16 protein-coding genes and 1 riboswitch are annotated in these 21,395 nt (G+C 66.8%); of the genes, 9 read left to right on the forward strand and 7 right to left on the reverse strand.

Translation table 11 applies throughout. The features are described 5' to 3' along the window. Positions 1–20 precede the first annotated feature (20 nt). Genes QP512_RS15275 through QP512_RS15285 form a run of 3 tightly spaced genes read right to left on the reverse strand, consistent with a single transcriptional unit; the run spans position 21 to position 3,348 of the window. A complete protein-coding gene (locus QP512_RS15275) occupies positions 21–1,088 on the reverse strand; it encodes a homoserine dehydrogenase (RefSeq protein ID WP_286069467.1) in 1,068 nt (355 codons plus the stop codon). Continuing rightward, on the reverse strand, positions 1,085–2,320 hold the full coding sequence (locus tag QP512_RS15280; protein ID WP_286069468.1) for an O-succinylhomoserine (thiol)-lyase: 1,236 nt from the start codon (positions 2,318–2,320) through the stop codon (positions 1,085–1,087). The genes QP512_RS15275 and QP512_RS15280 overlap by 4 nt, the downstream gene beginning before the upstream one ends. Continuing rightward, positions 2,317–3,348 (reverse strand): homoserine O-succinyltransferase, encoded by a 1,032-nt coding sequence (locus tag QP512_RS15285; RefSeq protein WP_286069469.1) that lies wholly within the window; start codon positions 3,346–3,348, stop codon positions 2,317–2,319. The genes QP512_RS15280 and QP512_RS15285 overlap by 4 nt, the downstream gene beginning before the upstream one ends. A 77-nt stretch (positions 3,349–3,425) precedes the next feature. Then, positions 3,426–3,544: riboswitch (SAM riboswitch) on the reverse strand. A 148-nt stretch (positions 3,545–3,692) separates the two neighbouring features. Here QP512_RS15285 and QP512_RS15290 point away from each other — a divergent pair. The 4 genes from QP512_RS15290 (at position 3,693) to QP512_RS15305 (ending at position 9,112) form a co-directional block, all read left to right on the forward strand. Next, on the forward strand, positions 3,693–4,577 hold the full coding sequence (locus tag QP512_RS15290; protein ID WP_286069470.1) for a M23 family metallopeptidase: 885 nt from the start codon (positions 3,693–3,695) through the stop codon (positions 4,575–4,577). A gap of 66 nt (positions 4,578–4,643) precedes the next feature. Continuing rightward, complete coding sequence (locus tag QP512_RS15295) at positions 4,644–6,248, forward strand: peptide chain release factor 3 (RefSeq protein ID WP_286069471.1); 1,605 nt, start codon at positions 4,644–4,646, stop codon at positions 6,246–6,248. Positions 6,249–6,424: 176 nt separating this feature from the next. Beyond that, the gene (locus QP512_RS15300; protein WP_049409061.1) at positions 6,425–7,063 is read left to right on the forward strand and encodes a hemolysin III family protein; all 639 of its coding nucleotides are present in this window, start codon (positions 6,425–6,427) and stop codon (positions 7,061–7,063) included. Positions 7,064–7,138: 75 nt separating this feature from the next. Then, positions 7,139–9,112, forward strand: a complete 1,974-nt coding sequence (locus QP512_RS15305; protein ID WP_286069472.1) for an AsmA family protein — start codon at positions 7,139–7,141, stop codon at positions 9,110–9,112. A 567-nt stretch (positions 9,113–9,679) separates the two neighbouring features. On the opposite strand, the gene QP512_RS15310 is transcribed toward QP512_RS15305, so the two are convergent. Genes QP512_RS15310 through mtgA form a run of 3 tightly spaced genes read right to left on the reverse strand, consistent with a single transcriptional unit; the run spans position 9,680 to position 11,886 of the window. Continuing rightward, a complete protein-coding gene (locus QP512_RS15310) occupies positions 9,680–10,111 on the reverse strand; it encodes a CBS domain-containing protein (RefSeq protein ID WP_286069474.1) in 432 nt (143 codons plus the stop codon). Then, positions 10,071–11,090 carry a glycosyltransferase family 2 protein gene (locus QP512_RS15315; protein ID WP_286069475.1) on the reverse strand — a complete coding sequence of 340 codons (1,020 nt, stop codon included), beginning with the start codon at positions 11,088–11,090 and terminating at the stop codon, positions 10,071–10,073. Before QP512_RS15315 ends, QP512_RS15310 begins: the two co-directional genes overlap by 41 nt. Positions 11,091–11,136: 46 nt before the next feature. Next, a complete protein-coding gene (gene mtgA, locus QP512_RS15320; RefSeq protein WP_286069476.1) occupies positions 11,137–11,886 on the reverse strand; it encodes a monofunctional biosynthetic peptidoglycan transglycosylase in 750 nt (249 codons plus the stop codon). 77 nt (positions 11,887–11,963) lie between these two features. Between mtgA and QP512_RS15325 the strand changes: the two genes are divergently transcribed. The 3 genes from QP512_RS15325 to QP512_RS15335 all read left to right on the forward strand — a co-directional run bounded on the left by QP512_RS15325 (position 11,964) and on the right by QP512_RS15335 (position 17,096). Continuing rightward, positions 11,964–12,857, forward strand: coding sequence for an Hsp33 family molecular chaperone HslO (locus QP512_RS15325; RefSeq protein WP_286069477.1), 894 nt, complete (start codon positions 11,964–11,966; stop codon positions 12,855–12,857). Positions 12,858–13,005: 148 nt separating this feature from the next. Continuing rightward, positions 13,006–13,821, forward strand: a complete 816-nt coding sequence (locus QP512_RS15330; protein WP_286072054.1) for a hypothetical protein — start codon at positions 13,006–13,008, stop codon at positions 13,819–13,821. Between the two features lie 377 nt (positions 13,822–14,198). Then, positions 14,199–17,096 carry a TonB-dependent receptor gene (locus QP512_RS15335; protein WP_286069478.1) on the forward strand — a complete coding sequence of 966 codons (2,898 nt, stop codon included), beginning with the start codon at positions 14,199–14,201 and terminating at the stop codon, positions 17,094–17,096. 149 nt (positions 17,097–17,245) lie between these two features. Here QP512_RS15335 and QP512_RS15340 read toward each other — a convergent pair whose 3' ends face one another. Further along, on the reverse strand, positions 17,246–17,848 hold the full coding sequence (locus tag QP512_RS15340) for a TetR/AcrR family transcriptional regulator (RefSeq protein ID WP_006464233.1): 603 nt from the start codon (positions 17,846–17,848) through the stop codon (positions 17,246–17,248). A gap of 140 nt (positions 17,849–17,988) precedes the next feature. Between QP512_RS15340 and QP512_RS15345 the strand changes: the two genes are divergently transcribed. Next, positions 17,989–18,906 carry an alpha/beta hydrolase gene (locus QP512_RS15345; protein ID WP_286069482.1) on the forward strand — a complete coding sequence of 306 codons (918 nt, stop codon included), beginning with the start codon at positions 17,989–17,991 and terminating at the stop codon, positions 18,904–18,906. Then, complete coding sequence (locus QP512_RS15350) at positions 18,903–21,380, forward strand: acyl-CoA dehydrogenase (protein ID WP_286069483.1); 2,478 nt, start codon at positions 18,903–18,905, stop codon at positions 21,378–21,380. The genes QP512_RS15345 and QP512_RS15350 overlap by 4 nt, the downstream gene beginning before the upstream one ends. Positions 21,381–21,395: the final 15 nt, after the last annotated feature.

The raw sequence follows: 21,395 nt of genomic DNA on the forward strand, positions 1-21,395 counted from the left end.
GCTCTACAGAAGCGGTGCGCTCATCCCACGATCCGCAGCACGTCATCCAGCAACGCAGCCGCAGTCACCTCAGCGCCCGCACCCGGGCCCTGGATCAACAACGGCTGGCGCTGATAGCGATCACTGTGGATGGCCACGCGGTTGTCGGTGCCTGCGCCCTGTGCCAGCGGATGATTGGCCGGCAGCTCGCGCAGGCCCACCTGCGCACCCTCGCCATCGACACGACCAACGAAACGCAGCACGTGGCCGTTGTCGCGCGCCTGCTGCCAACGTGCCTGCAGCGGCGCATCCAGCTGTTCCAGCGCGCCCACCGCTTCCTCCAGCGGCAATGCTGCCAGCGCCGCGGGTACCAGCGAATCCACCTGCACCTGCGCGGCATCCAGCGCCAGCCCGCTGCTGCGCGCCAGGATCAGCAGCTTGCGCCGCACGTCTTCGCCGGACAGGTCCAGGCGCGGATCGGGCTCGGTGTAGCCGGCTGCCAGCGCCTCGCGCACCGCCGCCGAGAACGGCGACTGGCCGTCGTAACGATGGAACAGCCATGCCAATGAACCGGACAGCACACCCTCGATGGCATGGATGTGATCGCCCCCGGCCACCAGTGCACGCAGGCTGCTCAACAGCGGCAGGCCCGCGCCCACCGTCGCGCTGTCGCCATAACGCGCGCCACTGTCGGCGCAACTTTCGGCAATCGCCTGCGCGCGTGCCAGCTGCGCACCACGGCCCAGCTTGTTGGCGGTCACCACGTGCACGCCGCGCGCCAGCCACTGCACGTGGCGCGCGGCCACGTCCTCGCTGGCGGTGGCGTCGACCACCACGTCGCCACGCTCCAGTCCTTCGGCACTCGCCCACGGCGGCGAACTCTGGCCATCGCGTGGTGCACGCCGTGCCAGCTCCAGCGGCAACGCCAGATCACGATCGATCTCCAGCGCAGTGCGTGAATTGGCCAGCCACTGCACGCTGGGCAGTTCCAGCCCGCGCGCCCGCAATGCCTGGTAACGCTGCACGAAGGCCGAGCCGACCGTGCCAGTACCGAGCAGCGCCAGGCGTCCCACGCCCAGCGCAGGAATGTCAGCGGCGAGCGCGCTCATGCATCCACCACCTGTTTGCGGCGCGCAGCCGCATCAATCACCGCTTCGGCGCGCTGCAGCGCGGCGCCCAGATCGGCCAGCAGGTCACGCTCGGCCTCGATGCCCACCGACAGGCGCAGCAGGCCTTCGCTGATGCCGGCGGCGGCACGCGCTTCGGCCGTCATCGCCGCATGGGTCATGGTGGCCGGATGCGCGACGAGGCTTTCGACGCCGCCCAGCGATTCGGCCAGGGTGAAACAGCGCAGGCCATCGACAAAGGCACGCACTGCGGCATACGGATCGTCGCCTTCGCAGTCAGCCAGCTCGAACGACAGCATCGCGCCGAAACCACTCTGCTGGCGGGCAGCGATGGCGTGGCCCGGGTGATCGACCAGACCCGGATAATGGACGCGGCCGACCGCCGGATGCTGGTCCAGCAACGCAACGATCGACGCGGTGTTCTCCTGGTGCACGCGCAGGCGCGCATCCAGCGTGCGCAGGCCGCGCAGGGTCAGGAAGGCATCGAACGGCGAACCCGTCAGGCCCAGCGCGTTGCCCCACCACACCAGCTGCTCGTGCACTGCCGGATCGCGCGCGACTACCGCGCCGCCCACCACATCGCTGTGGCCGTTGATGTACTTGGTGGTGGAATGCAGCACCAGATCCGCACCGAACGACAGCGGTTGCTGCAGGGCCGGCGACAGGAAGGTGTTGTCGACCACCACCAGGGCACCGGCCTTGTGCGCGGCATCGATGACAAAGCGCAGGTCGGTGATGCGCAGCAGCGGGTTGGACGGGGTTTCCACCAGCACCAGCTTCGGCTGGGTGGCCAGCGCCTGCGCCAGCGCGCGCGGATCGGTCAGGTCGGCGGTGACCAGTTCGAAGTGGCCCTTCTTTGCCAGCGCATTGAACAGGCGCCAGCTGCCACCATAGGCATCGTGCGGCACCACCAGGGTATCGCCCGGTTGCAGCAGTGCGTTCAGCACCAGGTTGATCGCACCCATGCCGGTGGCGGTGATCACGCCACCCGCGCCGCCTTCCAGCTCGGCCAGCGCTTCACCCAGCAGGTCGCGGGTAGGGTTGCCACTGCGTGTGTAGTCGTACTGGCGCTTGTTGCCGAAGCCTGCGAAGCTGAAGTTCGACGACAGCACGATCGGCGGCGTGACCGCGCCATGCGCGGTGTCGCGATCGATGCCGGCACGGACGGCGGCAGTGGTGCGGCTACAGGACGGCTCGTTGGCGTGCAGGCTCATGCGGACTCTCCAGAGGTGCGGAAGGCGGTGGCCAGGATCGCGTCGATGCGATCGGCTTCTTTGAGGAAGGCGTCGTGGCCGTAGGGCGAACGCAGCACGCGCAGGCTGCCGCGCGGTCCCAGCCCCTCGACCAGGCCGACCAGGTCGGCCAGCGGCACCAGGCGGTCACCTTCCACGGCCACCACCACGGTCGGCGGCAGGATGGCGGCGGGGTCGACGCGGTGCAGGTCGATCGATTCGGACAGGCGAAGGTAGGCGGTCACCGGTGTGCGCGCCACGTACTGCGCGCCGGCGGCGTCGAGATAGTCTTCGGCGGCCACGCGCACGCGGCCGTTGATCACTTCCGGCGCGGCGTCGAAGCGCTCGCCGAACTCTTCCGGAGTGCGGTAGCTGAGCATGGCGAACTGCCGGGCCAGCGCCAGGCCATGGTCTTCACCGCACTGCAGCTGGCCCAGCGCGACGGCGCGGCGCTGCAGGGCGCGCCAGGCGGCGGCATACGGGTGCGGTCGGTGTGCACCGCTGGCCAGCACCAGCTGGCGCACGCGGGCACGATGACGGATCGCGAACTGCTGGCCGACCAGGGCGCCATACGAATAGCCGACGAAGGCCTTCAGCGTGCGGATGCCCAGATGATCCAGCAGCAGTGCCAGCGCATCGGCCTGGTCGGCGGTATCGATCGGCACGTCCAGCGCACCGTCGGCGCCGATGAAATCGAACGCCAGCACGCGCAGCTGCTGCGGATCCAGCGTGCGGCCACTGCCGACCAGCTCTTCGGCCCAGCCCTTCTCGCTGAACTGTGCGTTGGAGGCCACATGGCGATGCGCGGAGATGCCGCCGGCCAGCACCACCACCGGCGCGTTGGCCGGGCCGACCCACTCATAGCGCAGGCGCACCGGGCTGGGGCCGGCATGACGCATCGACAGCACCGCGGCGAACTCACCGCGCTCGGCATGCACACGGTCTTCGACCGGCACGCTGACGGGGACAAAGGGTTCGGGGCGAACGGCAGTACTGGCGGCGAAGCTCATGGCGGGATCCGGTTGGGGAATCGGCCATCGAGCCTTCGCGGGGCCCGCGTTCGAGATGCACGTGTGGTGCATGGTTCGAACCATCTTTCGGTGGACGCCACGGTCCCCGCAGGATTTGGCACCTACGCGGACGCTTGCGCATCCGCGGGCTGCCCCGGCTTCAAAGGGCCTGTCCCTCTGCCGGTCTCGATGGTGAGGCCACGATGCCAGCCCTTCCGGGCACTGTCAATCCCTTCATGCGGATAAAGCGATGAATATTTTCATCCCAGGTATGCGAGGGGCGTCGCGGTCGTTCCGTTCAGGATCCGGTACAGTCCCGGCGGTCCCTGCCGCTGGAACCGCCGATGCCACGCCTGCCCCTGACCTGCCTGCTGCTGCCCCTGCTGGCGAGTGCGACGGCCAGCGCCGGCGACTGGCGACAGGGCTGGGGACTGGTGCCTCCTCCTGCTTCTGCCGCCCGCGCAGGCGATTCCGAGGCTGCCGCACCGATGGCCCACCTGCGCCTGCAGCCGATCGGCGAGCAATGGCAGGCCCGCGTGGACAACACCCTGGCCGGCCCGTTGCAGGTCGAGCTGCGCGCGGCCCCCGGGCACCCGGTCGACGGCCTGCCGGTGCAGACGCTGATCCAGGGTGACGGCAGCCTGGTGGTCGGCCACCTGCCCGCGCCGGTCAACGGCCGGATGCTGGACCTGCGCCTGCAGTCGGTGCCGGGCAACCCTGCCGCACAGGCCGAGGACGTGGCCTATCGCCTGCCCTTCGATGATGCGCGCCCGCGCGTAGACCAGGCCCCGCAAGGCCGGTTCAGCCACGATGACGAAGAGAACCGCGACGCGGTCGACTTCGCGCTGCCTGAAGGCACGTTGGTGATGGCCGCACGCGAGGGCACGGTGATGCAGATCCAGGATGGCTTCCGTGGCAACGGCCAGGACCGCGAACGCGATGGCGCCCGTGCCAATTTCATCCGCGTGCTGCACAGCGACGGCAGCATGGCCCTGTACGGCCACCTGCAGGCGGGCGGCATGCGCGTGCGCCGTGGCCAGGCGGTGGGAGCCGGGCAACCCCTCGGCCTGTCCGGCAACAGTGGCTACAGCAGCGCCCCACACCTGCACTTCGTGGTACAGGTCAACCGCGGCATGGGCCTGCGCTCGGTGCCGGCGCGCATCTTCACCGAACAGGGCCAGCTGCAGTTCGCCCGCCAGGGCGAGGCCGACGGTGGCACCGGGCGCTGACCGGCCCCGGCCGGTATAATCGGGCGCTTATCTCTTTGAAAAGCGCCCCGGGCGGGCGCCACTGCCATGTCCGAAGTCGCCAACGAAGCGTCGCGTCGCCGCACCTTCGCCATCATCTCCCACCCTGACGCCGGCAAGACCACGCTGACCGAAAAGCTGCTGCTGTTCGGAGGCGCGATCCAGATGGCCGGTTCGGTCAAGGGCCGCAAGGCCGCCCGCCATGCAACGTCCGACTGGATGGCGCTGGAAAAGGAACGCGGCATCTCGGTCACCTCCTCGGTGATGCAGTTCCCCTACGAAGGCAAGATCGTCAACCTGCTCGACACCCCCGGCCATGCCGACTTCGGCGAGGACACCTACCGCGTGCTCACTGCGGTGGACTCGGCGCTGATGGTGATCGACGTGGCCAAGGGCGTGGAAGAGCGCACCATCAAGCTGATGGAAGTCTGCCGACTGCGCGACACCCCGATCATGACCTTCATCAACAAGCTCGACCGCGAGGGCAAGGACCCGATCGAGCTGCTGGATGAAGTGGAAACCGTGCTGGGCATCCAGTGCGCCCCGGTCACCTGGCCGATCGGCATGGGCCAGCGCCTGAAGGGCGTGGTGCATCTGCTCACCGGCGAAGTGCACCTGTATGAACCGGGCCGCAACTTCACCCGCCAGGACTCGACCATCTTCCCGTCCATCGATGCGCCCGGCCTGGCCGAGAAGATCGGTGCACAGATGCTGGCCGACCTGCGCGACGAACTGGAACTGGTGCAGGGCGCCAGCCACCCGTTCGACCTGGAGGCCTACCGCGCCGGTAAGCAGACCCCGGTGTTCTTCGGCTCGGGCGTGAACAACTTCGGCGTGCAGCCGCTGCTGGACTTCTTCGTCGAGCATGCGCCGTCGCCGCAGGCACGCTCCACCACCGGCCGCGAGATTGCCCCGGAAGAGAACAAGCTGACCGGCTTCGTGTTCAAGATCCAGGCCAACATGGATCCTCAGCACCGTGACCGCGTGGCGTTCATGCGCGTCTGCTCGGGCCGTTTCAGCGCCGGCATGAAGACCTTCCACGTGCGCACCGGCAAGGAAATGAAGCTGGCCAACGCGCTGACCTTCATGGCCAGCGACCGCGAGATCGCCGCCGAGGCGTGGCCAGGCGATGTGATCGGCATCCACAACCACGGGACCATCTCCATCGGCGATACCTTCACCGAAGGCGAAGCGGTCACCTTCACCGGTATTCCGAACTTCGCCCCGGAGCTGTTCCGCCGCGCACGCCTGCGCGATCCGCTCAAGCTCAAGCAGCTGCAGAAGGGCCTGGCCCAGCTGTCCGAAGAGGGCGCGACCCAGTTCTTCCGCCCGCTGACCAGCAACGACCTGATCCTGGGTGCGGTCGGTGTGCTGCAGTTCGACGTGGCCGCTTACCGCCTGAAGGACGAGTACGGCGTGGAAGCCACCTTCGAGCCGGTCAGCGTGACCACGGCGCGTTGGGTCCACTGCAGCAACGAGAAGAAGCTGGAAGAGTTCCGCGAGAAGAACGCGCTGAACCTGGCACTGGATGCGGCCGGACACCTGGTCTATCTCGCACCGACCCGGGTCAACCTGCAGTTGGCGCAGGAACGCTCGCCGGACGTGCGCTTCTCGGCCACCCGCGAAGCGGCGCATACGGCTTCGGTGGGCTGATGCCACGGGGTCGGATCCCTTTCCGCAGTAAAGGGCTCTGACCCCAGCACCCGTCGCCGGTTCATCCGTGCGACCCGGGGATTCATCCACGATACGGTGACCGGCGTGCACGGGCCGCCCATCGCGGCGATGATAGGGGGGCGCGGGTCCCCCTCCCCGCGAACGATGCCTACGCCATGTCCACGACTTCCGTTGCTTCGATCCGCGAAGAAATCGCCAGCGCCCTGACCCACGGCCTCGGTGCCGTGCTCGCCCTGGGCGCCGGTGCGGTACTGATCACGCTGGCCGCCATCTACGGCGATGGCTGGCAGCTGGCCGGCGCGATCGTATTCGGCATTGCGCTGCTGCTGCTGTACACCGCCTCCACCCTGTACCACGCCATCCAGCACCCGGTCGCCAAGGGCCGGCTGAAGGTGTTCGACCACTGCGCGATCTACGTATTGATCGCCGGCACCTATACCCCGTTCACCCTGATCGGCCTGCGTGGCCCGTGGGGCTGGGGCCTGTTCGCCGCGATCTGGACCCTGGCCCTGGCCGGGGTGGTGTTCAAGCTGTTCTACACCGGCCGCTTCAAGGCGCTTTCCACCGGCATCTACATCGCCATGGGCTGGTTGGTGATCGTGGCGATCAAGCCGATGCTGGCTTCGATCGACGGCTGGACGCTGGGCTGGCTGCTGGCCGGCGGCCTGTCGTACACGCTGGGCACCTACTTCTATCACCGCGAATCGATCCCCTATTCGCATGCGATCTGGCACCTGTTCGTGATCGGCGGCAGCGTCTGCCACTTCGTCGCGGTGACCATGCAGGTGCTGTAACGGCGCGCGGGTTGTGCACACCGCGCACATGGACGCTTCGCGCCCTGTCCACGATGAAGGGGCAACCATGGCGGCGTGAATGCTGCCGCTTCCCCTGCCACAACGCGCGCTTCCCGTTGGCGCCTCCGCAGACCTGGCCCGCGCGGCCGGCACTGGCTGACGGTCCTGGTCTTCGTGCTGGCGGTGATCCTGGTGGTGATCGCGCTGTGGGACTGGAACTGGTTCAAGGGTCCGGTCGAGCGCGCGGTGCAGGCACGCACCGGTCGTGCACTGCACATCGGCCACCTGGATGTCGACCTCGGTCGCACCAGCACCATCCGCGCCGATGCGATCACCTTCGCCAACGCCGGTTGGGCGAAGCAGCCGAACATGGCCACGGCCGACCGCGTCGAGATCGACGTGCGGGTGTGGCCCCTGCTGCGCGGCAGCGTGCAGCTGCCGGAAGTGCGCCTGACCCGACCGGACGTGCTGCTGGAAACCGCCCCGCGCAAGGGCGAGCCGGGCAACTGGGATTTCCTGGGTGACGGCAGCGGCGGAACAAGCCCGCAGCTGAAGCGGCTGCGCATCGACGACGGCCGGCTGCAGTTCCTCGACGCACTCGGCCGCACCGACATCCGCGTGGGCGTGCGCAGCGGCCAACCGAAACAGGCCGATGCCTCGCCGCCGCTGCTGGTGCAGGGCAAGGGCCACTGGCAAGGCAACCCGTTCACCCTGCAGGGCGGTACCGAATCACCGCTGGAACTGACCGACAGCGATCACCCGTTCCGCATCCACCTCGACGGCCGCGCCGGTGCCACCCACGCAGTAGCCCGCGGCACGCTGACCAATCCGTTCCAGCTGCGCGTGTTCGACCTGCAGTTCGCGCTCAGCGGCCAGGATCTGGCCGACCTCTACCCGCTGCTCGGCATCGCCATCCCGCCCTCACCGCCCTATGCGTTGGACGGACGCCTGAAGCGCGACCACAACGTCTGGCGTTACGACAGCTTCACCGGCAAGGTTGGCGACAGCGACCTGGGTGGCAACCTGCAGTTCGAGGTGGGACGCGACCGTCCACGACTGACCGCGACGCTGGAGTCCAAGCGTCTGGACTTCGATGACCTGGCCGGCTTCGTCGGCGCGCCACCGAAGACCGGCAGCGGTGAAACCGCCAATGCCGAACAAAAGGCGCAGGCCGCGCGTGTCGCCGCCAGCAGCCGGGTATTGCCCGACACGCCCTACAACCTGGGCAAGCTGCGCGCGATGGACGCCGACGTGCGCTGGAAGGCCCACCGTATCAACGCACCCTCGTTGCCGCTGGACGACATGGACGCGCACCTGCTGCTGGATGACGGCGTGCTGCGGCTGGACCCGCTGAACTTCGGCGTGGCCGGCGGCGATATCCGCAGCACGATCCGCATGGATGCACGCCAGCCGCAGATCCGCACCGCGCTGAAGGCATCCGTGCGCGGCGTGCAGCTGGGCCAGCTGTTCCCCGATGCGAAGCTGGCCGAGCAGGCCAAGGGCGGCATCGGCGGTGAAGTGGACCTGAGCGGACGTGGCAACTCGATCGCCGCGATGCTGGGCAGCAGCAGTGGCAAGGTCGGCCTGGCGATGGGTCGCGGCCACGTCGGCAACCTGGTGATGGAACTGGCCGGGCTGGACATCACCGAGTCGCTGAAATTCCTGGTGACCGGCGACAAGCAGATTCCGCTGCGCTGTGCCTTCGCCGACTTCGGCGTGCGCGACGGCCTGATGACCAGCCAGGCACTGGCGGTGGATACCACCGACACGATCCTCATCGGTGAAGGCACGGTCAGCCTGCACGACGAGACGCTGGATCTGCTGCTGAAGCCCCGCCCGAAGGACAAGAGCATCCTGGTGCTGCGCTCGCCGCTGCACATCACGGGCACGTTCAAGGACCCCTCGTTCCGTCCGGACTTCAAGGCGCTGGGCATTCGAGGCGCCGTGGCATTGGCGCTGGGCAGCATTGCCCCGCCGGCGGCATTGCTGGCAACGATCGAGCTGGGGCCGGGGAAGGATGCCGACTGCGGTGGGCAGTATGCGAAGTAGGGTTACAGCGTTGTTCGCGGCGCCTCTTTTTCCGCGCATAGAGCCGCAGCAAGGCGACAGGCAGGACACGCCGTAAATACGTCCCTGTATGTAGGCTCGGTCGGCGCATCCATGCGCCTCACGGTCCTGCCTGCCGCCTTGCTCCGGCTCCGGACAGTCTCCCGCGCGCGGAACGAGAGCGGAAATTCAAAGTCAAAAGAAAAAAGCACAGTCAAAAGCTGTTACCAACCAAGGTTGGCAGCTACCAAGGGCGAGGCACCGCGCATGTACGCACCGCGCTCGCAGAAATGTGTCCAGAGGCGGAGGGTGCGGCTGGGCAGGACCGTTGGCGCCATGGGCCCGAGGCATGCCTCGGGCGGGTTGGGCAGGACGCCCAACCCTGGTCTTGCCGTGTGCGCAGGACAGCGCACACGAGCAAGGCGCCATCGAGCCCCCATGGATGGGTTTACGGCGTGTCCTGCCCAGCCGCACCCTTCGCCTCCCAACGTATCAGGAAGGCGCTGCTCTCAGCTCTGGCTCTGGCTTCAAAAAGCGGGCCGGCGGGCCGCAGGCCCGCCAGCGATACCCTCACCCGGCGACGATGTACTGCTGCAGCTGATCCAGCTCGCGCCGCTGCGCATCGATCACCGACTTCACCAGGTCACCGATCGAGATCACCCCCAGCACCTGCGCGCCCTCCACCACCGGCAGGTGGCGGATGCGGTAGTCGGTCACCAGCTGCAGGCAGTGCTCCACCTGCTCACCCGGCGACACCGTCACCACCTGCGCCGTCATGATCTCCGCCACCGCCGTATCGCGTGAGGAGCGATCACGCAGCACGATCTTGCGCGCGTAATCGCGCTCGGACAGGATGCCGACCAACTTCGGCCCGTCCATCACCAGCACCGCACCGATGCCCTTTTCCGCCATCAACCGGATCGCATCGATCACCGCCGCATCCGGCGCGACCGCATGCACTTCAGGAGACTTGCCGTCCAACAGTTGCCGTACCGTGGTCATCCGCCTGCCCTCCGAGGGTGGGTTGCAGCGCCGAGTCTGCCACGGACGATGCTAGCCACGCGTCAACCAGGTACAACGGCCGCTGCTTGGACTCTTCGTACAGCCGCCCCAGGTACTCGCCGATCAGGCCCAGCGCGATCAGCTGCACGCCGCCCAGGAACAGGATCACCGCCATCATCGTCGGCCAGCCTGCTACCCGGTCGCCGTAAAGCGCGGCCTTGACGATCACCCACACGCCGAACACGAAGGCCACCGCCGCCGTTGCCAGCCCCAGGTAGGTCGCCGCCCGCAGCGGCACGGTGGAGAAGCCGGTAATGCCCTCCAGCGCGAAGTTCCACAGCCGCCACAAGCTGAACTTGCTGGTGCCGGCCACGCGCGCATGGCGGTGATAGGGCACCGCGATCCGCTTGAAACCCACCCAGCTGAAAAGCCCCTTCATGAAGCGGTGGCGCTCCCGCATCTCGCGGAGCGCACTCAGCGCGCGTGGCGACAGCAGGCGGAAATCCCCGGTGTCGGCCGGAATCGGCGTACGCGACAGGCGCCCCATCACCCGGTAGAACATCGCTGCCGTGGCACGCTTCACCCAGGCTTCGCCGTCGCGCGCCATGCGCGTGCCATAGACGTTGTCATGGCCCTCGCGCCAGCGCGCGACGAACTGCGGCACCAGTTCGGGCGGATCCTGGCCGTCGGCGTCGAGGATCATCGCCGCACCCTCGCGCACCAGGTCCAGGCCAGCGGTCAGTGCCGCTTCCTTGCCGAAATTGCGCGACAGCTTCAGTGCGGAAACCCGCGCATCGGACTGGGCCAGGCGGGCGATCACCTCCCAGGTGCCGTCATGGCTGCCGTCGTCCACGTACAGGATGTGGCCGTCGATGTCGGGCAGCGCATCGAGCACCGCGCACAACCGCGGATGCAGCAACGGCAATGCCAGGGCCTCGTTGTAGGCGGCGATGACGAAAGTAAGCCGTTCGCGGGTCATGCCCGGATTGTACGTTGCCGCCGCCCGCAGATCAGGCAGCGCGCGCTCACTCGTCCGACAGGTACGCGGCGCCACCCAGCTGCCACGCCTGGCGCTGGATCCAGGCGGCACGCCGCTGCACGTAAGGCCCGGGCGCGGCCGCGTTGTAGCGCCGGGGTGCCGGCAGCACCGCCGCCAACCGCGCGCTCTCGGCCGGGCTCAGCCGCGCCGCGTCCTTGCCCCAGAATTTCCGGGCCGCCGCCTGCGCGCCGTACACCCCGTCGCCGAACTCGGCGATGTTGGCGTACATCTCCAGGATACGCTCCTTCGGCCACAACGCTTCGATCAGCACCGTGTACCAGACTTCCAGGCCCTTGCGGATCCAGCTGCGGCCCTGCCACAGGAACAGGTTCTTGGCCACCTGCTGGCTGATCGTGCTGGCACCGCGCAGGCGCCCGCCCTTGGCATTGTGGTCGCGGGCCTTCTCAATGGCCTGCAGGTCGAAACCGTTGTGGTCGGGGAAGCGCTGGTCTTCGGCCGCCACCAGCGAGATCGGCAGGCTCGGCGCCATCTGGTCCAGGTCGCGCCACTGGTAATGCAGGCGATAGGACCAATCGGCCTCGCCCAGCGCCTCGCCATAGCGCCACAGCATCACCGTGGACACCGGCGGGTCGATGAACCGCAGCACCAGGACCTGCAGGCAGCTGAAAGCAGCCAGCAGCACCGGCAGCCACAGCAGCCGTTTCCAGCGCCAGCGCCTGCGGCGTGGGCCTTCTGCTACGGCTTCCACCTTGTGCTGCTCTCCCCCTGCCCCCATTACTGGTGCATCCTTCTTCTATCTGGTTGTCGGCGCATTATCCGGCAACCGCCCCCGTTTACGCGCGATGTGAGCCGATGACCGCCAACCCCGATTCCCTGATCCGCTTCCTGCTGCCCGACGCTGGCGTCCGTGGCGTCCACGTGCGCCTGCAGGCCACCTGGCAGGAAATCCTGTCCCACGCCGCGTACCCGGACACCGCTGCCGAACTGCTCGGCGAGGCCTGTGTTGCCTCGGCGCTGTTCACTGGCCATACCAAGATCGATGGGCGCCTGTCGATCCAGCTGCGCAGCAGCACCGCCCTGCGCACCCTGTTCGCCGAATGCACCGCCGCCGGCACCCTGCGCGGCATCGCCCAGCTCAGCGAGGGCGCCGATGCGCCGCGCGACCTGTCCAGCCTGGGTGATGACGCCCTGCTCGCGATCACCATCGAGAACCCGGGCCTGGACCCGCGCGAGCCGCAGCGCTACCAGAGCCTGGTCGCGCTGACCGCGCCGGAGCTGGACGAAGCCTTCGAGGACTACTTCCGCCAGTCCGAACAGCTGCCGACCCGCCTGCTGCTGGCCGCCGACCGCAACGGTGCCGCGGGCCTGCTGCTGCAGAAGCTGCCGGGCGACGAGGGCGACGAGGACGGCTGGGCACGTGCCAGCGCCCTGTTCGAGACCCTGGCCAAGGCCGAGCTGCTGGCCACCCCGGCCGAGCAGCTGCTGCACCGCCTGTTCCACGAAGAGAAGCCGGAACTGATGGGCGACAAGCCGCTGTCCTTCGCCTGCTCCTGTTCCCGCGAGCGGGTCGCATCGATGCTGCAGTCGCTGGGCGAGGACGAGGCCCGTGCCGCGGCGCTGGACACCGGCGCCGTCGAGGTCCGTTGCGAATTCTGCGGGCGGGAGTATCACTTTCCTTTGACGGAGTTCGGCATACTGTTCCACGGTGCCGAGGGGACTGTACCGGCGCCTGAACGGCTTCAGTAACGGCTTGTCTTGCATCTGGGGGGATCAAGGCTTGTTAAGAATTCATAAACACCCTACGATCAGGTTCCCGTTTCTGCGGGAACTTCCGTTGTCCGTCCCTGTCTGAACTGGTCCGATGCGTACCTTCCTGCGTCTACCGCTGGCCCTGATGATCGCCCTTGGCGCGATCACGGGCGTGCACGCGCAGAGCAAGGACACCCGGACCGTCCTGCCGGTGTGGAACAAGGGCAGCGGCAAGGTCGAGGCCCTGCTGTACCTGGAGCCCACCGGCGAACAGGCCGCCGGCGCCCGCTGGCACTTCGGCCGCAACTCGCTGGATGCGGCCTTCGGCCTGTCCTCCGGCGATTCGCTGGGCCTGCTCTGCAACAGCAGCAGCGGAACCAGCATGAGCGGCCTGGCCAGTCATTGCATGCTGGCCAGCCTCGGCGACGACGATGACCTCAACAGCCGCCGCTTCACCGGCACCGCCGCGCTGAACCGTGGCAACAACCGGCTGGGCATCACCGCTGGCACCGGCCGTGAAACCCTGCCGGCCTGGCTGGCCGGTCCAAACAAGACGCCGGCCCTGCGTGCCGAACAGAATGACCTGACGGTTTTCGCGCAGAAGAACATCGGTCGCGAAGGCTTCGTGTCCATTGCCGGCACCTACGCCAAGGCGCGCCTGGTGCCGCTGGCCGATGCTTCGCCGGCGATCGCTGATCGCTGGGACAGCAAGAGCCTGAGCATCGGCGCCGGCTACGGCAACTTCACCGGCAGCATCATCGGCCGCGTCATCGACGTGCCCGGCAAGCCCGGCAAATGGGAAGGGCTGGGTATTGGCCTGACCTGGCGCACGCCGTGGTCCGGCCAGTTGACGGTGGGCGCCGAAAACGTGATCAGCCGCGGCAAGAACCCGTTCTCGCCGCGCAACGAAAGCAACGACGACGGCACCGTGCCGTACGTGCGCTACGAGCAGGATCTGTAATCGGGCCATCAGCGCGCAGCATCACTGCAACCGACGCAGGGCGCCTCCGGGCGCCTTTCCTGTTTCTGCAGGTACCGCAGGCGGCGGAATACACCCGATTTGATACATTCCGAAACACAGCGAAATGTATCAAAAGAAACGAATATGATCACAAAACACGGTCGTGATCACGAAACGGTGCCAAGCAGGCCGTGCAAATCATTGAATCGCAACGATTCAGTGCGGTGTAAAGATAGTCAACACCCAAAATTAACGCAGCTTTAATTTTCCAAGGGGCGCCGTTACTATCGGTTCAGCCTCGCGTTTTTTGGAGCCACTTTTTTCGCTCCGCACGCAGGCAATCACCCAGCCAAGATTTCCTTGGAGAGAGAGAGCCAATGAATTTGAAGTCCAACACGCTGCGCGATGCAGTTGTCATCGCGCTGGTCGCCGGTGCCTCCATCGCGACCGCCCAGGCCCAGGAGGCCGCCTCAGGTGCGACCAACCTGGATCGCATCCAGGTCACCGGTTCGCGCATCCGCTCGGTCGACCTGGAAACGCAGCAGCCGGTCCTGACCCTGTCCCGCGAAACGATCCAGCAGACCGGCCGTACCAACGTTGCCGAAGTGCTGCAGCAGATCGCCACCAACGGTGCAGCCATCAACACCCAGTTCAACAACGGTGGCGACGGCTCGGCCGGTGTCGACCTGCGCAACCTGGGTTCCTCGCGCACCCTGGTGCTGGTCAACGGCCGTCGTTGGGTCCAGGCCCTGGACGGTACCGTCGATCTGAACACCATCCCGACCGCCATCGTCGAGCGCATTGAAGTGCTGAAGGACGGCGCCTCTTCGATCTACGGTTCGGACGCGATCGCCGGCGTGGTGAACATCATCACCCGCGACAACTTCAACGGTGGCGAAGCGCACGTCTACTACGGCCAGTTCAGCAAGGGTGACGGCGAGCGCCAGGCGCTGGACCTGACCCTGGGCAGCAGCAACGACCGCAGCAGCCTGGTGTTCGGCGCCAGCTACGTGAAGGAAAAACCCGTCATGGCCGGTGCGCGCAAGATCTCGCGCGATCCGGTGTACGGCCTGGGCGCTTCGCAGTACAGCAGCCAGACCTCTTCCGGCGGCCTGTGGGACCTGACCATCGATGGCGTCGGCACCGACAATTACGATGCATGGAGCGACCTGGCCGGCAGCGACGACCCGGCTACCGCTGCGCGTGCGGGGCTCAACCGCCGCGTGATCAATGCGGGTGCCGACGGCACCAATCTGGCCAACTTCCACAACTTCAGCTCGGCCGACTCGTACAACTACGCCAAGGACAACTACCTGCGCACGCCGCAGGAGCGCAAGTCGATCTACATCCAGGGTCGTTACGACCTGACCGATTCGATCTCCCTGCGCACCGACGCGCTGTACAACCAGCGCCTGTCGGCCCAGCAGCTGGCTGGTTACCCGCTGAGCGCGGGCAGCTACCTCGGTGGCAACCAGGGCCTGTCGGCCGACAGTTATTACAACCCGACCCGCCTGACCGACAATCCGCGCGAACTGAACTGGAACCGTCGTCTGGTCGAACAGGACCGTTACTACGAGCAGGACGTCAAGACCTTCCATTGGTATGGTGGCCTTGAAGGTTCGTTCGAAGTGGCCGGCCGCTACTTCAACTGGGATGCGGGTGCCGCCTACAACGTGTCCGACCAGGTCGACACCCAGGTTGGCGACGTGAACATGGGCAACCTGTACCAGGCCACCGGTGCGTCCTTCCTGGATACCGACGGCGTGGTCAAGTGCGGCGCACCGGGTGCTGTCATCGCAGGCTGCGTGCCGTTCAACCCGTTCACCAGCGCCGGCACCATGCCGCAGGACCAGCTCGACTACATCCTGTTCAACGCCAAGGACAAGTTCCAGAACAAGTCCAAGTCGTTCACCGCCAACCTGTCCGGCGACATCGTCGAACTGCCGGGCGGCATGATGGGCTTCGCCGCCGGTGTGGAACGCCGCAAGGAATCGGGCTACGACATGCCCGACGCGTTCGTGGCGGCCGGTCTGAGCTCGGGCAATGGCCGCAAGCCGACCTCCGGCGCCTACGACCTGACCGACGTCTACCTGGAACTGGCCGTGCCGCTGCTGAAGGACCTGCCGGGTGCCAAGTCGCTGGAACTGAGCGCCGCCACCCGTCGTTCGGACTACAGCAACTTCGGTTCGACCCTGAACAGCAAGTTCGGATTCAAGTGGAAGCCGATCGAAGACCTGATGGTCCGCGGCAACTGGGCCGAGGGCTTCCGTGCCCCGTCCATTTCCAACCTGTTCGGTGGTGCCGGTGAGGCCTACGACAGCTACGGCGATCCGTGCTCGATCGGCAGCCCGTACATCAGCAACGCCGCCGTTGCTGCCCGCTGTGCCGCAGCAGGCATTCCGGCCAGCTACCAGCAGCGCGAGGGCTACGGCGGCCAGACCGCATGGCCGTTCGAGTGGAAGTCGAACCAGGAGCTGAGCCCGGAAACCTCGACCTCCAAGAGCCTGGGCATCGTCTACAGCCCAAGCTTCGTGCGCGGCTTCGACGTGTCGCTGGACTGGTGGAAGATCAACATCAAGGACGTGATCAGCCGTCCGACCGCCGACTACATGCTCGAGCAGTGCTATGTGCAGGGCAACGCCGGCTGGTGCAACGTGCTGGGCAACTCGGGCCTGACCCGTAATGCACTCGGCCAGATCACCTACATGGCCCGCTACCTGCAGAACCTGGGTGAGCTGGAAGTGGAAGGTTACGACCTGACCATGCGTTACCAGCTGCCGGATACCCGCTATGGCTCGTTCTCGTTCGTGTGGGACAGCGTCTACATGAGCAACTACCGCCAGAAGGCCACCCCGGACTCGGATTGGGATCCGTCTGAAGTCGGCACCTACACCCGCGACACGCCGGTGTGGCGCATCCGCTCGAACCTGACCGCCAACTGGACCTACGGTGATTTCGGCGTGAGCTGGACGGTGCGTTACTTCTCGGGCCTGAACGAGAACTGCAAGTTCCCGGGCGTGGCTGAGCTGTGCAGCAATCCGGACAAGATCGGCCTGGAAGGCCGTGCGGATCCGGAAAACCACCTGGCCGCTACCACCTACCACGACCTGCAGGTGCGCTATAACCTGCCGTGGAACGGTACCGTCTCGGTCGGTCTGACCAACGTGTTCAACAAGGAACCGCCGGTGGCCACCCAGGCCTTCGCCAACTCCTTCGACTACCAGTACGACACCCCGGGGCGCTACATGTACATGGAGTACCGCCAGCGCTTCTGATGGAAGCACGGGTGTAAGCAGCAGAACTGCAAACGGGGCCCTTCGGGGCCCCGTTTCCGTTGTGCGGCCGGCAGCCAGGATCAGCGCAATGCAAAAACAAAAAGGCCGCAGCTGGGCTGCGGCCTTTTGCATGTTCCCGTGCGGCGGCCTCAACCGTTCGGAATCAGCGTCTCGATCAGGTGCTCGACGTAGGCTTCGAAATCCTCGCGCGCCTGCTTGGGTTGCTGCAACTGCAGCGACAACTGCAGGAAGCCGACATAGGCGGCGTAGGCGAGGCGTGCACGGTGGCGCGCATCGGTCGAGCTGAGCCCGGCCTGGCGGAACGAGGCGATCAGATAGTCGAGGCGGCGCTGCGACACCCGGTCGATCACCGGGCGCACCATCGGGTGGTCCAGCGCCTTCAGCAGCTCGCTGTAGATGATGTGCGGCTGCACTTCATGCGCGACCATCTGGAACAGCTGACGCAGGCGCACGCGCGGATCCGGCACATCCTCAAGGCTGCCGAACACCTGCTCCTGTTCGAACAGCTCCCAGCGTTCCAGGGCCGCCTGCAGCAAGGCATCCCGCGAAGGGAAGTGCCAGTAGAAGCTGCCCTTGGTCACGCCCAGGCGCCGCGCCAACGGTTCCACCGCGACGGCACCCACACCTTGTTCAGCAATCAGATCGAGAGCGGCCTGGGCCCAGTCTTCGGCACTCAGGCGGCTGTTGCGGCCGGCGCGCGGTTCGCCGGCGGAAGCGTCAGGTTGATTCATGCGCTGATTTAACCATACGCAGGGGTTCGTTGCAGTACGCGGTTACGGCCGAAACCGTCGCGCCCCCTGCCGACCGCCTGCCGCATTGCACCATACCGTACAGTATTGACTTCCCCTTCAAGCAATCCATACTATCAAGTATGGTTACGTCCCCTACTCCCGCTGCGTTCCATGATCTGCGCCTGGACGCCGCCCATGGCGCGCGCCTGGCCGCGACCGTCAGCGACCATGGCCGACGTGGCCGGGTGCTGTTCGCGCACGGCTTCGGCCAGACCCGCCACGCATGGAATGCCACTGCGCGCGCACTGAACGCCGCTGGGCTGCAGACCCTGGCGTACGACGCCCGCGGCCACGGCGATTCCGACTGGAATGCCGCCGAACTGCCCTATCACGGCGAACAGTTCGCTGATGACCTGATCGTGCTGGCCGGGGAACAGCCGCGTCCGCCGGTGCTGGTCGCAGCCTCGATGGGCGGCCTGTTCGGCCTGCTGGCCGAATCGCGCTGGCCGGGCCTGTTCTCGGCAATGGTGCTGGTGGACATCACCCCGCGCTGGGATACCGCCGGCGTCGAGCGCATCCTCGCCTTCATGACCGCCCATCCCGATGGCTTTGCCTCGCTGGCCCAGGCCGCCGATGTCATCTCCGCGTACATGCCGCACCGCCCGCGCAAGTCCGAGCAGTCGCTGCGTGCACTGCTGCACGAGGATGGCCACGGCCGCTGGCGCTGGCACTGGGATCCGCGCCTGGTGGCCGAACTGGCCCGCGACAGCGAGCAGCACCAGGACGCGCTGGCCGAGGCCGCACGGCAGGTGAAGTGCCCGCTGCTGCTGGTCAGTGGTGGCCGCAGCGATCTGGTCACCCCGCAGACCGTCGCCGAATTCCTGGCATTGGCGCCGCACGCGCGCCACGTACAGTTGCCGCAGGCCACGCACATGGTCGCAGGCGATGACAACGACGCCTTTACCGCTACTGTGTTGGACTATCTGGACGTGTTGCCCGCAGCGGATGCTGCAGCTTCGTCCGCCACAAACGAGCACGTCACCGGAGCACGCTCATGAGCATCGTTCTTCCCTTCCTCGCCCTGCTGCTGGCAGGCGCGTTCGTCGCCTACCACCGCATGCGCCTGCTGACCTGGACGCTGATCAGCCTGGCCCTGCTGGCCGTCTGCTGGTTCGTGCCCTACGTCAACCAGACCGCCACGATCGTTGCGGCCGCCGTGCTGGCGGTCATCGCCGTGCCGCTGCTGCTGCCGTTCATCCGCAAGCCGCTGCTGACCGGTCCGATGATGAAGGTGTTCCGCAAGGTGCTGCCGCCGCTGTCGCAGACCGAGCGCATCGCGCTGGAAACCGGCTCGGTCGGTTTCGAAGGCGAGCTGTTCACCGGTGACCCGGACTGGAACATCCTGCTGAATTACCCCAAGCCGCAGCTGACCGCTGAAGAGCAGGCCTTCCTCGATGGCCCGGTCGAAGAGCTGTGCGCGATGGTCAACGACTGGGAAATCACCCACGTCCATGCCGACCTGCCGCCGGAGCTGTGGGCCTTCATCAAGAAGAACAAGTTCTTCGGCATGATCATCCCGAAGGAATACGGCGGCCTCGGCTTCTCCGCGCTGGCCCACCACAAGGTCATCCAGAAGCTGGCCTCGGTGTCCTCGGTGGTCAGCTCCACCGTCGGCGTGCCGAACTCGCTGGGCCCGGGTGAACTGCTGGTGCACTACGGCACCCAGGAACAGAAGGACCAGTACCTGCCGCGCCTGGCCGATGGCCGCGAAGTGCCGTGCTTCGGCCTGACCGGTCCGTTCGCCGGTTCCGACGCCACCTCCATTCCGGACTACGGCATCGTCTGCAAGGGCGAGTGGCACGGCGAGCAGGTGCTCGGCGTCAAGCTGACCTTCGACAAGCGCTACATCACCCTGGCCCCGGTCGCTTCGCTGATCGGCCTGGCCTTCCGCATGTACGATCCGGACGGCCTGATCGGCGATACCCGCGACATCGGCATCACCCTGGGCCTGCTGCCGCGTGACACTGCCGGCGTTGAGATCGGCCGTCGCCACTTCCCGCTGAACTCGACGTTCCAGAACGGCCCGATCCGCGGCAAGGACGTGTTCATTCCGCTGACCCAGCTGATCGGTGGCGCAGCCATGGCCGGCAAGGGCTGGAACATGCTCAACGAGTGCCTGGCCGTGGGCCGTTCGATCACCCTGCCCTCCACCGCCAGCGGCGGTGCCAAGGCCGGTGCTGCCGTGACCGGCGCCTACGCACGCATCCGCAAGCAGTTCGGCCTGTCGGTCGGCCGCTTCGAAGGCGTGGAAGAAGCGCTGGCCCGCATCGGCGGCAAGGCCTACAAGATCAGCGCGCTGTCGCAGGCCACCGCTGCAGCGGTCGACCGTGGCGACGTGCCGTCGGTGCCCTCGGCGATCGCCAAGTACCACTGCACCAGCATGAGCCGCGAAGTGATCTCGGACATGATGGACGTGATCGGCGGCAAGGGCATCATCCTGGGGCCGCGCAACTTCGCTGGCCGCAGCTGGCAGGCCGCGCCGATCGCGATCACCGTGGAAGGCGCCAACATCATGACCCGCAGCCTGCTGATCTTCGGCCAGGGTGCGATCCTCTGCCACCCGTGGGTGCTGAAGGAAATGAAGGCCGCGCAGGATCCGGACACCCGTGCCGGCCTGCAGGACTTCGACCGCAGCCTGTTCGGCCACATCCGCTATGGCATCTCCAATGCGGTGCGTTCGTTCTGGTTCGGCCTGACCGGTGCGCGCTTCGGTGCCGCCCCGGGCGACGCCTACACCCGCCGCTACTTCCGCAAGCTGGACCGCTACTCGGCCAACCTGGCGCTGATGGCCGACATCTCGATGATGACCCTCGGCGGCAAGCTGAAGTTCAAGGAATCGCTGTCCGGGCGCCTGGGCGACGTGCTGAGCCATGTCTACATGACCAGCGCCATGCTCAAGCGCTACCACGACGAAGGCGCACCGCAGGCCGACCAGCCGCTGCTGGCCTGGGCGTTCCATGACAGCGTGCACAAGATCGAAGAGTCGCTGTCGGCGGCGCTGCGCAACTTCCCGATCCGTCCGATCGGCTGGCTGATGTGGGCGCTGATCTTCCCGCTGGGCCGTCGTGCCGAAGCCCCGGGCGACCGCCTGAGCCGCCGCGTCGCCGCCCTGCTGATGGCGCCGAACGAAGCCCGCGACCGCCTGGCCAGTGGCGTGTTCCTGACCCCGTGCGAGAACAACCCGGGTGGCCGCATCAACAGCTACCTGAGCAAGGCGATCATGGCCGAGCCGGTGGAGCGCAAGTTCCTGAAGGCGCTGAAGAGCAAGGGCATCGAAGCGCTGGACTTCAAGGCGCAGCTGGACGAGGCCGTGGCTGAAGGCGTGATCACCCAGGACGAGCGCAGCCTGCTGGAAGAGCTGCGCACGCTGACCCTGGACACCATCACCGTGGACGACTTCGACACCCACGAACTGCGCGCGGCCAGCTACTACGACCGCCAGCACAAGGACCCGCATTCGCAGGCGGCCTGATCGCCCGCGACACGC

Source organism: Stenotrophomonas sp. 57 (assembly GCF_030291075.1).
GTDB lineage: Bacteria > Pseudomonadota > Gammaproteobacteria > Xanthomonadales > Xanthomonadaceae > Stenotrophomonas.